This is a genomic window from Variovorax paradoxus, from assembly GCF_009498455.1.
Lineage (GTDB): Bacteria > Pseudomonadota > Gammaproteobacteria > Burkholderiales > Burkholderiaceae_C > Variovorax > Variovorax paradoxus_H.
In genome coordinates, this window is sequence record NZ_CP045644.1 from 3458336 (window position 1) to 3471523 (window position 13188).

General features: G+C 68.3%; 12 protein-coding genes. 5 read left to right on the top strand and 7 right to left on the bottom strand.

Annotation, left to right across the window (positions count from 1 at the left end; all coding sequences use genetic code 11):
* Positions 1–19: 19 nt before the first annotated feature.
* Positions 20–724: a glutathione S-transferase N-terminal domain-containing protein gene (locus GFK26_RS15760; RefSeq protein ID WP_153282766.1), complete on the bottom strand. Its 705-nt coding sequence runs from the start codon at positions 722–724 to the stop codon at positions 20–22.
* Positions 721–1425, bottom strand: a complete 705-nt coding sequence (locus tag GFK26_RS15765) for a TetR/AcrR family transcriptional regulator (RefSeq protein ID WP_153282767.1) — start codon at positions 1423–1425, stop codon at positions 721–723. The genes GFK26_RS15760 and GFK26_RS15765 overlap by 4 nt, the downstream gene beginning before the upstream one ends.
* Before the next feature lie 202 nt (positions 1426–1627).
* Between GFK26_RS15765 and GFK26_RS15770 the strand changes: the two genes are divergently transcribed.
* The 3 genes from GFK26_RS15770 to GFK26_RS15780 are packed head-to-tail and all read left to right on the top strand — an operon-like array spanning position 1628 to position 5141.
* On the top strand, positions 1628–2431 hold the full coding sequence (locus GFK26_RS15770; RefSeq protein WP_153282768.1) for an SDR family NAD(P)-dependent oxidoreductase: 804 nt from the start codon (positions 1628–1630) through the stop codon (positions 2429–2431).
* A 23-nt stretch (positions 2432–2454) separates the two neighbouring features.
* On the top strand, positions 2455–3591 hold the full coding sequence (locus GFK26_RS15775; protein WP_153282769.1) for a DUF5938 domain-containing protein: 1137 nt from the start codon (positions 2455–2457) through the stop codon (positions 3589–3591).
* Between the two features lie 5 nt (positions 3592–3596).
* Positions 3597–5141: an AMP-binding protein gene (locus GFK26_RS15780; protein WP_153282770.1), complete on the top strand. Its 1545-nt coding sequence runs from the start codon at positions 3597–3599 to the stop codon at positions 5139–5141.
* A gap of 7 nt (positions 5142–5148) precedes the next feature.
* On the opposite strand, the gene GFK26_RS15785 is transcribed toward GFK26_RS15780, so the two are convergent.
* Entirely contained in the window at positions 5149–6687 is a 1539-nt protein-coding gene (locus GFK26_RS15785) for a class I adenylate-forming enzyme family protein (protein ID WP_228122030.1), read from the bottom strand.
* A 183-nt stretch (positions 6688–6870) separates the two neighbouring features.
* A complete protein-coding gene (locus GFK26_RS15790; RefSeq protein WP_153282772.1) occupies positions 6871–7704 on the bottom strand; it encodes a hypothetical protein in 834 nt (277 codons plus the stop codon).
* A 187-nt stretch (positions 7705–7891) separates the two neighbouring features.
* Between GFK26_RS15790 and GFK26_RS15795 the strand changes: the two genes are divergently transcribed.
* Positions 7892–8545 carry a DUF1345 domain-containing protein gene (locus tag GFK26_RS15795; RefSeq protein WP_153282773.1) on the top strand — a complete coding sequence of 218 codons (654 nt, stop codon included), beginning with the start codon at positions 7892–7894 and terminating at the stop codon, positions 8543–8545.
* Positions 8546–8552: 7 nt separating this feature from the next.
* Here GFK26_RS15795 and GFK26_RS15800 read toward each other — a convergent pair whose 3' ends face one another.
* From GFK26_RS15800 to GFK26_RS15810, 3 genes are all read right to left on the bottom strand, one after another.
* Positions 8553–9515: a DMT family transporter gene (locus GFK26_RS15800; protein ID WP_153282774.1), complete on the bottom strand. Its 963-nt coding sequence runs from the start codon at positions 9513–9515 to the stop codon at positions 8553–8555.
* Between the two features lie 76 nt (positions 9516–9591).
* Positions 9592–10089: a methylated-DNA--[protein]-cysteine S-methyltransferase gene (locus tag GFK26_RS15805; protein WP_153282775.1), complete on the bottom strand. Its 498-nt coding sequence runs from the start codon at positions 10087–10089 to the stop codon at positions 9592–9594.
* The gene (locus GFK26_RS15810) at positions 10086–11693 is read right to left on the bottom strand and encodes a DNA-3-methyladenine glycosylase 2 family protein (RefSeq protein WP_153282776.1); all 1608 of its coding nucleotides are present in this window, start codon (positions 11691–11693) and stop codon (positions 10086–10088) included. Before GFK26_RS15810 ends, GFK26_RS15805 begins: the two co-directional genes overlap by 4 nt.
* A gap of 110 nt (positions 11694–11803) precedes the next feature.
* On the opposite strand from GFK26_RS15810, the gene GFK26_RS15815 reads away from it, so the two are divergent.
* Positions 11804–13186 carry a phosphomannomutase/phosphoglucomutase gene (locus tag GFK26_RS15815; protein ID WP_153282777.1) on the top strand — a complete coding sequence of 461 codons (1383 nt, stop codon included), beginning with the start codon at positions 11804–11806 and terminating at the stop codon, positions 13184–13186.
* Positions 13187–13188: the final 2 nt, after the last annotated feature.

Genomic DNA, 13188 nt, shown 5'->3' on the forward strand with positions numbered 1-13188 from the left:
TCGGGCGCGTTGCCGGGCCTCAGCCCCGCGCCGGAATCCCCAGGCCCTTCACCACCGCAGGCCGCGCCACGAAGGCTTCGAGCACGCGCGCGACGTTCTTGAAATCGCTGAAGCCCACGAGGTCGGCGGCCTCGTAGAAGCCGATCAGGTTGCGCACCCACGGGAAGGTGGCGATGTCGGCGATGGTGTAGCTGTCGCCCATGATCCATGCGCGGTCGGCCAGGTGCTTGTCGAGCACGCCGAGCAGGCGCTTCGATTCGGCCACGTAGCGGTCGCGCGGGCGCTTGTCTTCGTAGGCCTTGCCGGCGAACTTGTGGAAGAAGCCGAGCTGGCCGAACATCGGGCCGATGCCGCCCATCTGGAACATCACCCACTGGAGGGTTTCGTAGCGCGCAGCCGCATCCTTCGGGATGCACTGGCCGGTCTTCTCGGCGAGGTACAGCAGGATCGCGCCCGATTCGAACAGTGCCAGCGGCTGGCCGCCCGGGCCGTTCGGGTCGAGGATGGCGGGGATCTTGTTGTTCGGGTTGAGCGACAAAAACTCCGGCGACATCTGGTCGTTGGTCTCGAAGCTCACGAGGTGCGGCTCGTAGGGCAGGCCGGTTTCCTCCAGCAGGATCGACACCTTCACGCCGTTGGGCGTGGGCAGCGAATACAGCTGCAGCCGCTCAGGGTGCTGCGCGGGCCATTTCTTCGTGATGGGGAAGTGCGAGAGATCGGTCATTTCTTTTCTTTGGTGAGGGCAGCCGGTGCTGCGCGACGGGTGTTCTTTTTCGGGGCAGCAGGAGGCACCGCAAACAGCCGTTCGATCGACTGCCGCACATCGGCCTGCATGTCGGCAATGGCCTTCGTGTCGCCCGAGAGGTGCTTGAGCAGCGCCTGCAGGAACAGCCCGTCGAAGAGCGCGTAGCAGGCCGAGGGCGGCAGGCCGGGGCCTTGCCCCGAGAGTTCGGCGAAGCGGCTCATGATGCGCCAGATCATGTCTTCGAGGCTCTTGTCGATCTCCACCACGTCGTCGTGGAAGGCCGCTTCAAACAGCGCCTGCGAACGCAGGTCGTACCAGAGCCGGTGCACGTGGCCTTCGCCCTGCAGCGTGTCGCCCAGGCTCTGCAGGAAGCCTTCCATGAGTTCGTCATACGTGGTGGCGGTGTCGACCGCGTGGTCGTAGCGCGTGACGCAGCGCGCCTTGTACTGCTTGACGCTGCAGACGATGAGGTCGACCTTGTCGCTGAAGTAGTAGTGCAGCACGCCATGCGAGAACTCGGAGTTCTGCGCAATTTCGCGCAGGCTGGTGCGCGCGTAGCCGAGCGTGGCCAGCGTGGTGAGGGCGGCTTCGCCGAGCTCGGCGCGGCGCTCCGCGAACTTGTCGGCCGGTGCCTTCTGCACCCGCCCGGTGTGCTTCTTTACCCGTGAATGAGTGGTCATTTCTAGCCAGGCCGCAGAGTGCCGGCCGCTGTGTTTCCTGGTGATTGCAAACCATAGCACGCGCCGTGGGAAATCCCTCGTGCGTGCGGTCCGGAGGCATTTTACGGAATTTGGGCAGTCGTCAAGAAAAGTCTTGACACTCGTCAAGTCGATTCCTAGCATGACCGCTCCATCTCATAAACATATTCACAGGAGACAAGTGATGGCCAAGTTCGACTTGACGGGGCGCAAGGCCCTGGTGACGGGTGGTGCGCGCGGCATCGGCGCGGGCATCGCACAGGCACTGGCGCAAGCAGGTGCGTCGGTGATGATCGGCGACGTGCTCGCCGATCTTGGGAAGGAGACCGCGCAGCGGCTCTCGGCCGAAGGGGCGAAGGTGGGCTTCGTTGCGCTCGACGTCACGAAGGACGGCGACTGGGCGGCTGCCACCGAAGCGACGGTGGAAGCACTCGGCGGCTTCGACATCCTCGTCAACAACGCGGGCATCGAGATCACCTCGCTGGTGATCGACGTCGACGGCGACGACCTGCGCCGCATGCTCGACGTGAACGTGGCCGGCACGCTGCTGGGCATGAAGCACGCCTTTCGCGCCATGCGCCCCGGCGGCAGCGCGGGCGGCGGCGGTGCGGTGGTCAACATCGCGTCGGTCGCGGCCACCATTGCCTTTCCTGCCATCGCGGGCTACTCGGCGACCAAGTCGGCGGTCGACCGCGCCACGCGCGTGGCGGCCATGGAGTCCGGCAAGCTGGGCTACGGCGTGCGCGTCAACTGCATCTATCCCGGGCTGGTGCCCACCGACATGGGCATGAGGCTCGCCAACGACATCGTGGCCGCCGGGCTCGCGCCCAGCGTCGAAGCCGCCGTGGGCGACGTCATCGGCCAGACGCCGTTGGGCCGTCTCGGCGAGATCGGCGACATGGCCGACGTGGTGGTCTTCCTCTGCTCCGACGCCGCCCGGTTCATCACCGGTGCGGGCCTCGCGGTGGACGGCGGCATGGGCATGTGAGCGATCAACAAGGAGCAAAGAACATGAGCAGCAGCAAGAAGAAACCCGTCGTCGTCTACGGCGCCTCCGGCTACACCGGGCGCCTGGTCTGCGAGTACCTGCGCGAGTACCACATCCCCTTCATTGCCGCGGGCCGCAGCGCAGAGAAGCTCGAAGCGGCGATGAAGTCGAACGTGCCCGGCATCGAGACCGCAGACTACGAAGTGGTCGAGGTCGCGCACACGGTCGAAGCGCTCACCGAGCTCTTCACCGGCGCCTCGGTGGTGCTCAACACGGTGGGGCCGTTCGCCAAGTTCGGCCCCGAGGTGGTCGATGCCTGCCTGGCCGCGGGTTGCCACTACACCGACACCACCGGCGAGCAAGACTGGCTCATCACGCTTGACCAACAGTACGGCGCCAAGTTCGCCGCCGCGGGCCTGCTGCTCTCGCCCGGCTTGGCGCAGATGTACACCACCGGCGAAATCGCGGCGCAGCTGTGCCTGGAAACGCCGGGCCTGGACACACTCGACATCGCCGTGTTCTGGGGCGGCAGCCCGACCATCGCATCGACGCAGACCATCCTGGTGAACGCGGCCACGTCGAAGGCCTTCTTCCTGGAGCAGAACCAGTACGTCGAATGGCAACCCGACGCGGGCCTGTACCACCTGTCGATTCCGGGCCAGCACGAAGCCGCATTGGCGTTGCCCTGGGGCGGCACCTCGCACCCCGTGTGGTTCAAGCGCGATCCGCGCGTGGCCAACGTGAAGGTGCTCGGCGGCGTCTTCAACAAGCCGCTGATGCTGGGCGTGCCGCAGATCGTGGCCGCCGCGCTCAAGGCCACCGAAGGCATGAACGACGAAGACCGCTATGCCGCGCTGGCCCAGACGGCGGCGGGCGTGATGAACACCATGCCGCCGCGCGAGAACCCGCGCATCAACAAGTCGGTCGATTCGGTGCACGCCTCCGGTCCGCTGGGCCGCGCGCACTGCGTGATCTTCGGCAACTGCAACTACAAGCAGACCGGCCTGCTGCAGGCCTATGCCGCGGCCTCGCTGCTGCAGCAGGCACCGCGCCGCGCGGGCTTTGCCTCGGGCTGCCAGGCCTTCGGGCACCGCGAGTTGCTGGGGGCGTTGCGCAGCTTCGGGCTGGTGCAGGAACCCGTGCTCACGCGGATGGGCTGACCCCCATGCGCCTCGTCGACTACCTCGACAAAGGCGCCCAGCAGGGCGCCGATTCGCCGTGCCTCACCATGGGCGACGTCGACCTGAGCTATGCGCAGGTGCAGCGCGTGAGCTGGCGCGTGGCGCGCGGCCTGCAGCGCGCCGGCATCGCGCCGGGGAGCAAGGTGGCGGTGCTCTCGAGCAACGACGCCATGGCCTTCGCCACGGTGTTCGGCATCTCGCGCGCGGGCTGCGTGTGGTGCCCGATCAACCCGCGCAACGAAGCCAGCGAGAACGCCTTCGTGCTCGATGCCTTCGATTGCATGTGTCTCGTGTTCCACAGCCACTACGCGCCCATGGTCGAGCAGATGCGCGCGCAGCTGCCGCAACTGAAGGCGCTGGTGTGCCTCGACCAGCCGCAGGCCTTTGCGCCTGCCATGGATGAATGGCTCGACGGTCTGGACGATGCGCCGATCGACATCGCACCGCCCGACGACGTGGCCATGATCGCCGGCACCGGCGGCACCACCGGCCAGCCCAAGGGCGTGATGCTCTCGGGCGGCAACCTCGAGGCCATGTCGGCGCTGACGCTCATGGGCTACCCGTTCGAGGGCCGGCCCGTGTACCTGGCGCTCGCGCCGCTCACGCATGCGGCGGGCGTGCTGTGCCTGCCGGTGATGGCGCTGGGCGGGCGCGTGGTCATCATGCCCAAGCCCGACCTGGGCGAGTTCCTCGCGCTCATCGAGCGCCGGCGCGTCACCCACACCTTCCTGCCGCCGACGCTGATCTACATGCTGCTGCAGCACCCGGAGCTGGCGCAGACGAAGCGCGATTCGCTGCAATGCTTCTGGTACGGCGCCGCGCCCATGTCGGCCGCGCGGCTCGAAGAAGCACTCGACAAGATCGGCCCCGTCATGGCCCAGCTCTTCGGCCAGACCGAGGCGCCGATGATGGTCTCGATGATGCCGCCGCGCGACCACTTCAACCCCGACGGTTCGGTGGCCCGCCAGCGCCTGGCCTCGGCGGGGCGGCCCGGGCCGCTGGTGCAGGTCGGCATCATGAACGGCGAGGGCGCCTTGCTGCCGACAGGCGAAAGCGGCGAAATCGTGGTGCGCGGCTCGCTCGTGATGCGCGGCTACTACAAGGACCCGAAGGCCACGCAGGAGGCCTCGCGCCACGGCTGGCACCACACGGGCGACATCGGCTACCTCGATGCCAACGGCTTTTTGTTCATCGTCGATCGCGCCAAGGACATGATCATCTCGGGCGGCTTCAACGTCTACTCCGCCGAGGTGGAGCAGGTGCTGATGCAGCACCCCGACGTGCAGGACAGCGCGGTCGTCGGCCTGCCCGACGAGAAGTGGGGCGAGCGCGTGGTGGCCGTGCTGCAGCTGCATGCGGGCCGCAGCGTCGATGCCGAGGCGATCAAGACCTTCGTCAAGACGCGCATCGGCAGCGTGAAGGCGCCCAAGCAGGTCGAGGTGTGGGCCGACCTGCCGCGCTCCAAGGTCGGCAAGGTGCTCAAGAAGGAAGTACGCGCGTCGCTGTTGCAGAAGCTGCAGTCGCCCTGATGCTGATTCAGTCGCGCTGGTAGTGCCCCTGGTGGGCCTGGCGCAGCTCGAACTTCTGGATCTTGCCCGTCGAGGTCATCGGCAGCGCGGGCAGGAAGACGATGTCCTTCGGCACCTCGAAGCCGCCGAGGTGTTCCTTGCAGTGTGCCGTGAGCGTGGCCTCCGAAAGCTCTTCGGGTGCATCGGGCCGGCGCGTGACGAAGGCCGTGATGGCCTCGCCCCAGCGCTCGTGCGGCAGGCCGACCACTGCCGCGTTGAGCACGGCCGGGTGGCGCAGCAGCACCTCCTCGACCTTGAGCGAAGGCACGTTCTCGCCGCCCGACTTGACCATGTCCTTGAGCCGGTCGAGAAAGATCAGCTGCCCGTCGCCGTCGAGCTTTCCCAGGTCGCCCGAGTGGTGCCAGCCGAAGCGCTGCGCATTCGCGGTGGCCTGCGGGTCCTTGTAGTAGCCGAGCATCACGTTCGGTCCGCGAAAGACGATCTCGCCGACCTGGTTCGGTGCGAGCAGCTCGCCCTCGTCGCCCATCACCGCGACCTCGTTCACCATGGTGCCCACACCCCAATACGAGCCGAAGCGCTCGCGCTGCCGGTGGGTCTCGAAGATGGTGGCGCCGGGGTACATCTCGGTCTGTCCCGAGGCCAGTGCAAAGTTGGGGCAGAAGGTGTCGAGCAGGCGCAGCAGCAGCGTGCGCGACATCGGCGCCATCGCATACACGCACAGTCGCAGGCTCGACAGGTCGCGCGATGCGCGCTGCGGGTGGGCCAGCAGCGCGCCGTACATCATTGGCAGGCCGACCGTCACCGTGATCCTGTGGCGCTCGATGGCGGCGAGCATCGCGCCCGGGTCGAAGCCGCGCAGGATGACGTTCGTGCCGCCCACCGCCAGCGCCGACATCAGCACCGTGTGCTGCCCGCAGTGAAAGAGCGGCAGCACGGCGCTCCACACATCGTGGTGCGTGGGGCCGCCGCCCCATTCGAGCATGTTGCTCATGAGCACCGAATGCACCGAGGCGTGCGAATGCATCACGCCCTTCTGCCGGCCGGTGGTGCCGCTCGTGTACATGATGAGCGCGAGCTGGTTGCTGTCGATGGCCACGTCGGGCAGCGTGGCCGGACCCTGCGCAATGGCCTGCGCCACGGTGGGCATGCCGGGCGGTGGCGTGTCGCCGTCGAGCACGCACAGCAGCGGCGAGACCTTCGCCGTGTCGAGCAGCTGGCGCAGTTCGGGTTTGGCGTGCAGCGCGGTGTCGATCACGAGGTGCCGCACCTCGGCATGTTCGAGGATGTAGCCGATGGCATCGACCGCGAGCGCCGTGTTGATCGGCACCCACACCAGCCCGGCCTTCTGAATGCCGAGCAGCGCGACCACCATCTCGATCGAGTTGTTGCACAGCATGCCCACGCGCTCGCCGCTGGCCAGGCCGAGGCCCAGCAGGTGGTGCGCGAAGCGGTTCGATGCGGCGTCGAGCTCGGTGTAGCTCATGCGGTGCTCGCCCTCGATCAACGCAGTGCGCGCGCCGAAGCGCCGCGCGCTGCGGTGGATCACGTCGCCCAACGCAATGCGGGCGATGCGCTGGAAGGAGGAGGGGCGGTCTCTGGGCGGGCGGCGGGCATGGCGTCGTGTCTCCGGTCGTTGTGGTGTCGATCGGAGCGCAGACTAAGACCGGCAGCGCCTGCCGGTCTTGCGAAGAGTGGCTATGCGGCGCTCACCCGGCCGCATCGGACCCTGTCAGAAGCGGGCCTTGAGGAAGGCCGAGGGCCCCTGCAGCCGCACCTTGAGGCGCGAATCGGCAAAGCCGCCTTCGCGCGTGAGGTCGATGTTGGTCACGCCATACGACAGCACCAGGCCGACGTTCTTCACCGGGAACCACTCCACGCCGGCTGCGGCGTTGTAGATGTTGCCGTGGAAGCGGCCGCTGCTCTTCCACACGCCCGAGGCATCGGCGAACAGCCGCAGGTCGGGTGTGATCGCGTGGCGCACGCCGACCTCGAGCAAGGGCGCGATGGCGTTGTCGCTCGAGCGCTCGCTGACCGAACGCACCTGTCCGTTCACGCCGACCAGCGCACTGGCACCGAGCGTCGCGCGGTAGTACGCCGCGCCGGCGCCCAGCCCGAAGACGGTGTTGCCCGAGCCGAGCCACCACTTGTAGGCGAGCTTGGCGAAGTCGAGTTGCGCCGACAGGTTGGCGCTGCCGATCGCGTTCAGCGCGCCGAAGCCGCCGATCGTGGTGCTGCCCCCGATCTGCCCGTCGTAGTCGCGCTTGTAGCGGTAGTAGTCGAAGGAGATGCCCTGGCTGTCGCCGATCAGCACATCGGCCGTGATGCGCGGCATGGTCACGCGGCCCGGCTTGAGGTCGTTGGAGCGCAGTGCGCCGTAGGGCGTTTCGACCGAAGCGCTGAACTTGGGGTCGGCGCTGAAGGCGCCCACCGAGAAGCTGAAACGGTCCAGCGCCGGAGAAGGTTCGGCCGTCGCGACGACGGGCGCGGCGATGCAGGTGAAGAGAACGCCGGCCGCAGCCAGCGTGCCAGGGACGCCGCGCGAGCGCGAACGAGGCAACAGCATGAAAGAAATCCTTCGGATGAAAGACGCCTCGGGCCTGCGCGTGGGTCGCGACGCCTGCGGGCTGAGCTCCCTGGAACCGCACCACCTTAGTGAGACGGCGCCGGGCTGTGCATGCGCCGATGGCCGATGTGGCTGTAGGAAATTGCCGATCGCGCGCCGATGCACACCACGGCGCTACAGTCCGCCCATGCGCGCACACCTTTCCACCACCACCGGTCCACAACGCCTGCTCTACGGAGCCGCGGCAGCCGTCGCGGTGGCGCTGCTGCCCTGGCCGATGGGCTTCACGGCGCGCGCACTGGCCGGCTGGTGCGCGGGCGTGACGGTGTACCAGGTGCTCAGCTGGTGGCTGGCCGAGACCTTCGACGCCCAGCGCACGCGCGAGCGCGCGCAACAGCTGGACCAGCCCAACGTCGTGATCCTGGTGTCGATGCTGGTGGCCGTGGGCGTGAGCGTGGTCGCCATCGCGATGCTGCTGCAGCAGGTGCGCCAGCTCGGCGGCTGGGCGCGCGGCGCGCACGTGGCGCTCGGGCTGGTGGCGCTGGCGGGCTCGTGGCTCATGATGCACACGATCTACGCCTTTCACTACGCGCACCGCTACTACATCGATCGCAAGGACCACGCCTCCGACGGCGGGCTCGACTTTCCGGGCAAGGAAGCACCCGACTACTTCGACTTCATGTACTACGCCTACGTGATCGGCATGACCTCGCAGGTGTCGGACGTGCAGGCCACTTCGCACGAGATGCGGCGCATCACGCTGGTCCACAGCGTGCTCGCCTTCGCGTTCAACATGCTGGTGTTGGCCCTGTCGGTGAACGTGGTCGCAGGCGTGGTCTGAAGAAAGCTCAGCCCGCGGCCTTGCGCAGCGACGGCAGCTTGACGATGCCGGTCGACAGCGCCACGCCGCACACGATCACGAAGGCGCAGATCAGCATCCACTGCGTGATCTGCTCGCCGAGGAACACGGCGCCGTAGAACAGCGCGAACACCGGCACGAGGAAGGTCACGGTGAGCGCGCGGGCCGGGCCGGCGCGCTCGATGAGCCGGAAGAACAGGATGTAGGCCACGCCCGTGCAGGCGATGCCCAGCGCCAGCAGCGCTGCCCACGCGCGCAGGCTGGGCATCTGCGCGGGCCAGAGCCAGATCGCGGGCAGCACGAGGAACAGCGTGGCGCCGATCTGGCTGCCCGTGGCCGTGGTCAGCGCAGGCACGCCGGCCAGGTGGCGCCGCGTGGCGCTGGCCGAGATGCCGTAGCAGAGGCAGGCCGCGAGACACGCGAGCACGGCCCACAGCGCGGCGTGGTTGCTGGCACCGGCATGCAGGCCGGCGCTGCGGCTGGCGAGCATCGCGACGCCCGCGAAGCCGATCACCAGCCCGACGAGGCGCGAGCCGTTCGGCCGTTCGCGGAACCAGGCCCAGGCCACCAGCGCGCCGAACATCGGCGTGGTCGCGTTGAGCACCGCCGCCAGGCCGGTGTTGATGGTCAGCAGCGCAAAGCAGAACAGCGCGAAGGGCATGCCCGAGTTGAAGATGCCGACCGTGAGGCTGGCCTTCCAGTGCTTCGCGATCGACGGCCCCTGGCCGCGCAGCAGCGCGATCGGCAGCAGGAACAGCGCCGCGATGGCCACGCGCACGGCCGCGGTCGGCAGCGCGCCGAACTCCGCCGCGCCGATGCGCATGAAGAGGAAGGAGGCGCCCCACAACGCGCCCAGCAGCACGAGGTCGATGAGCCACGCCCTGGGCGCAAGCGCGGCGGGACCGGGCGAAGGCGAGGAGGCGACGGTGGTGTTGTTGTTCGTTGTGGTCATGCGTCTCTTGGTGGAATGGCGCAGTGCGCCATCGAAGAGATGTCGCGCTGCGCCACGGGCGGTGTTTTCTTCTGTCTTACTTGCCGGTTTCGAGTTCGAGCAAGGCGGTCTTGCGATCGAGCCCGCCAGCGTAACCGGTCAGCGAACCGTCTGCACCGAGCACGCGGTGGCAGGGCACGATCACGCTGATCGGGTTGCGCCCGACCGCCGCGCCGACCGCGCGCACCGCGGCCGGGTTGCCCACGCGCTGGCTCAGCGCGCCGTAGGTCGTGGTTTCGCCGGCCGGAATGGCGAGCAGCGCCTGCCACACGCCTTGCTGGAAGACCGTGCCGTGCGACAGGTCGAGCTGCATGTCGAAGTGGCTGCGGCGGCCCGCGAAGTAGTCAAGCAGTTGCGCAGCGGCTTCCACCAATGCGGGATGGTCGTCCTTCGTCTGCCAGCCCGCGGTGTCGGGCCAGTGGCGCTGCTGGTCGAACCAGACACCGGCCAGGCCCTGGTCGGTGGCGGCCATCGTGACGCCGCCCAGCGGCGTGTCGATGTGCGAGGTGTAAATGACTGTGCGTTTGAATTTCATGGTCCTTCAGGCACGAGGCCTGCCGTTGCGAGGTCGGAAGAAGAAGCGATCGGTGTTGCGGCAGCCGATGCCGGTTCGGGTGGTGCGGGCGGTGTGTGCCACGCGCGCAACACCGCATAGCTGCGCCAGGGCCGCCAGGCCTGCGAGGCCTCGGCCGCGGCACGCGCGGTGGTCACGCCCAGCGCCTTCTGCAGGGCCACGTCGCCGGCGGGAAAGGCGTCGGGCCAGCGCAGGGCGCGCATCGCGATGTACTGCGCGGTCCAGGCGCCGATGCCGGGCAGTTCCTGCAGCGCCGCGAGGGTCGAGGGCACGTCGGCGCCCGCATGCAGCGCCAGCCGGCCCGAGGCCACTTCGCGCGCAATGGCCTGCAGCGCGGCCTGCCGCTGGCGCACGATGCCCAGCTGCCCGAGCGCATCGCCACTGGCCGCTGCCAGCGCGGCTGGCGTGGGGAACAGGCGGGTCAGGCCGTCGATGGGGGTGTCGATCGCGTCGCCGAAGGCCTCGACCAGCCGCGAGCCCAGCGTGCGCGCCGCGGCCACAGTGATCTGCTGGCCCAGCACCGCGCGCACCGCGAGCTCGAAGCCGTCGACCGTGCCCGGCACGCGCAGCCCGTCGCCGTGCGGAAAGGCGGCGTGCAGTGCGGCGTTGATCGCCATCGGCTCCGCGTCGAGGTCGAACAGCGCGCGTGCGCGGCTGATGACGATCGGCAGCACCGCGGCCAGCGAATCGCTCACGGCCAGCAGCACCTGTTCGCGTTCGAGGTCGAAGCGCAGCTGCAGCCAGCCGGCGTGTGTCTGCCCGCCTTGCTGCACGCGCAGCGTGCGCGCCAGCCGCACATAGGTCGGCGTGCTGCCCTTGGCGGGTTCCTTGCCGTCGGCGGTGTGCACGGTCTCGACGCCGCGCAGCGCGCGCCGCGCGAAGAAGCCGAGCATGGCGTTCGCGTCGTAGGGTGGGCGAAAGCCCAGTCGCACTTCGATGGCCTTGCCTTCGCCGCCTTCGGTGCCGCCCGCGCGGCGCAGCGCGCTCGGGTTGAGCCCGTAGTGCGCCACGAAGGCCGCGTTGAAGCGCCGCACGCTCGCGAAGCCACTGGCCAGTGCCACCTGCGTCATCGGCAGGCGCGTGTCGGCAATGAGCTGCTTGGCGGCCAGCAGGCGGCGCGTCTGCAGGTACTGCAGCGGTGACACGCCGAACTGCGCCTCGAAGATGCGCCGCAGGTGGCGGTCGCTCACGCCCAGGCGGGCCGCGATCTGCGCCGCGCCGGGGCCTTCTTCGGACCAAGCGTCGGGCTCGTCGATGAGGCGTGCCGCCTGCAGCGCGAGGATGCGCGAGGCATCTTCGGTCGACCAGCTGGCCGCACGCGGCGCCAGCTCGGGCCGGCAGCGCAGGCAGGGACGAAAACCCGCCGCCTCGGCCTGGGCCGCATGGCGAAAGAAGCGGCAGTTCTCGCGCCGCGGCAGCTTGACGCGGCAGACCGGCCGGCAGTAAATGCCGGTGGAGGTCACGGCCGTGAAGAACGAGCCGTCGAAGCGCGCGTCGTGCGTCTTCATCGCCAGGTAGCAGGCGTCGCTCTCGAGCACTTCAGTGGGGGCGTGGGCGGTAGGCATGGGGAAATGATACGGTTTCGACTCGTTTCAACTGGCCGTTTTCGGACATCGATGTCTACAACGCGTTGCCTACAATGCCCGACTCCGAACCAACAGTGACCCCGCCCTTCATGCAGCTCAGCGCATCGATCTTCAAGGCCTATGACATCCGCGGCGTCGTGCCCCTCAGTCTCGATGTCGAAGTGGCCGAGGCGTTGGGCCGTGCCTTCGGCAGCGCGGCGCGCGCGGCCGGCGAGACCTCGGTGGCCGTGGGCCGCGACGGCCGCCTGTCGGGCCCGGCGCTGGTGGACGCACTGATCGACGGCCTGGTCGCCACCGGCGTCGAGGTGATCGACGTGGGCGCGGTCACCACCCCGATGCTGTACTTCGCGGCGCACACGCTGTGCACCAGCGGCATCCAGGTCACGGGCAGCCACAACCCGAAGGACTACAACGGCTTCAAGATGGTGCTGGCCGGTCGCGCGATCTACGGCGACGAGATCCAGGGCCTGCGCAAGACCATGGAAGACGGCAGCGCCACGCTGGCGCCCGGCGGCAGCGTGCGCAAGGTCGACGTGACCAAGGCCTACACGCAGCGCATCGTCGGCGACATCCAGCTTGCACGCCCCATGAAGATCGTGGTCGATTCGGGCAACGGCATCGCGGGTGCGACCGCACCGGCCATCTTTCGCGCCATCGGCTGCGAAGTGGTCGAGCTGTTCAGCGAAGTCGACGGCAACTTCCCCAACCACCACCCCGACCCGAGCAAGCTCGAGAACCTGAACGACCTGATGGCCGAACTGGCCAAGGGCGGGGCCGAACTGGGCCTGGCTTTCGACGGCGACGGCGACCGCCTGGGCATCGTCACCAAAGACGGCCAGAACATTTTTCCCGATCGCCAGATGCAGCTCTTTGCGCAGGACGTGCTCTCGCGCGTGCCGGGCGGCACCATCGTCTACGACGTGAAGTGCTCGCAGCGCCTGGCGCCGGCCATCGTGGCCGCGGGCGGCACGCCGATGATCTACAAGACCGGCCACTCGCTCATCAAGGCGAAGATGAAGGAAATCGATTCGCCGCTGGGCGGCGAGATGAGCGGCCACATCTTCTTCAAGGAGCGCTGGTACGGCTTCGACGACGGCACCTACGCCGGCTGCCGCCTGCTCGAAATCTTGAGCAAGCATCCGGACGCGAACGCCGTGCTGAATGCGCTGCCCACCAGTTTCTCGACACCTGAACTGAACGTCGCCTGCGCCGAAGGCGAGCCGCACGTGCTGGTCGCCCAGCTCGTGCAGAACGCGCGCTTCGACGCTCCCGCCCAGGTCTCGACCATCGACGGCCTGCGCGTGGACTGGCCCGATGGATTCGGGCTGATCCGCGCTTCCAATACCACCCCCGTGCTGGTGCTGCGCTTCGAAGGCCAGACCGAGGCGGCGCTCCAACGCATCGAGACCGAGATGCTTGCGGTGCTGCGAACGGTCAAGCCCGACGCCACGCTGGCCGCTGCTGCTCACTGAAG

Coding starts and splice junctions, on each gene's coding strand:
- GFK26_RS15760 (WP_153282766.1), bottom strand. CDS start 724: ATGACCGATCTCTCGCACTTCCCCATCACGAAGAAATGGCCCGCGCAG.
- GFK26_RS15765 (WP_153282767.1), bottom strand. CDS start 1,425: ATGACCACTCATTCACGGGTAAAGAAGCACACCGGGCGGGTGCAGAAG.
- GFK26_RS15770 (WP_153282768.1), top strand. CDS start 1,628: ATGGCCAAGTTCGACTTGACGGGGCGCAAGGCCCTGGTGACGGGTGGT.
- GFK26_RS15775 (WP_153282769.1), top strand. CDS start 2,455: ATGAGCAGCAGCAAGAAGAAACCCGTCGTCGTCTACGGCGCCTCCGGC.
- GFK26_RS15780 (WP_153282770.1), top strand. CDS start 3,597: ATGCGCCTCGTCGACTACCTCGACAAAGGCGCCCAGCAGGGCGCCGAT.
- GFK26_RS15790 (WP_153282772.1), bottom strand. CDS start 7,704: ATGCTGTTGCCTCGTTCGCGCTCGCGCGGCGTCCCTGGCACGCTGGCT.
- GFK26_RS15795 (WP_153282773.1), top strand. CDS start 7,892: ATGCGCGCACACCTTTCCACCACCACCGGTCCACAACGCCTGCTCTAC.
- GFK26_RS15800 (WP_153282774.1), bottom strand. CDS start 9,515: ATGACCACAACGAACAACAACACCACCGTCGCCTCCTCGCCTTCGCCC.
- GFK26_RS15805 (WP_153282775.1), bottom strand. CDS start 10,089: ATGAAATTCAAACGCACAGTCATTTACACCTCGCACATCGACACGCCG.
- GFK26_RS15810 (WP_153282776.1), bottom strand. CDS start 11,693: ATGCCTACCGCCCACGCCCCCACTGAAGTGCTCGAGAGCGACGCCTGC.
- GFK26_RS15815 (WP_153282777.1), top strand. CDS start 11,804: ATGCAGCTCAGCGCATCGATCTTCAAGGCCTATGACATCCGCGGCGTC.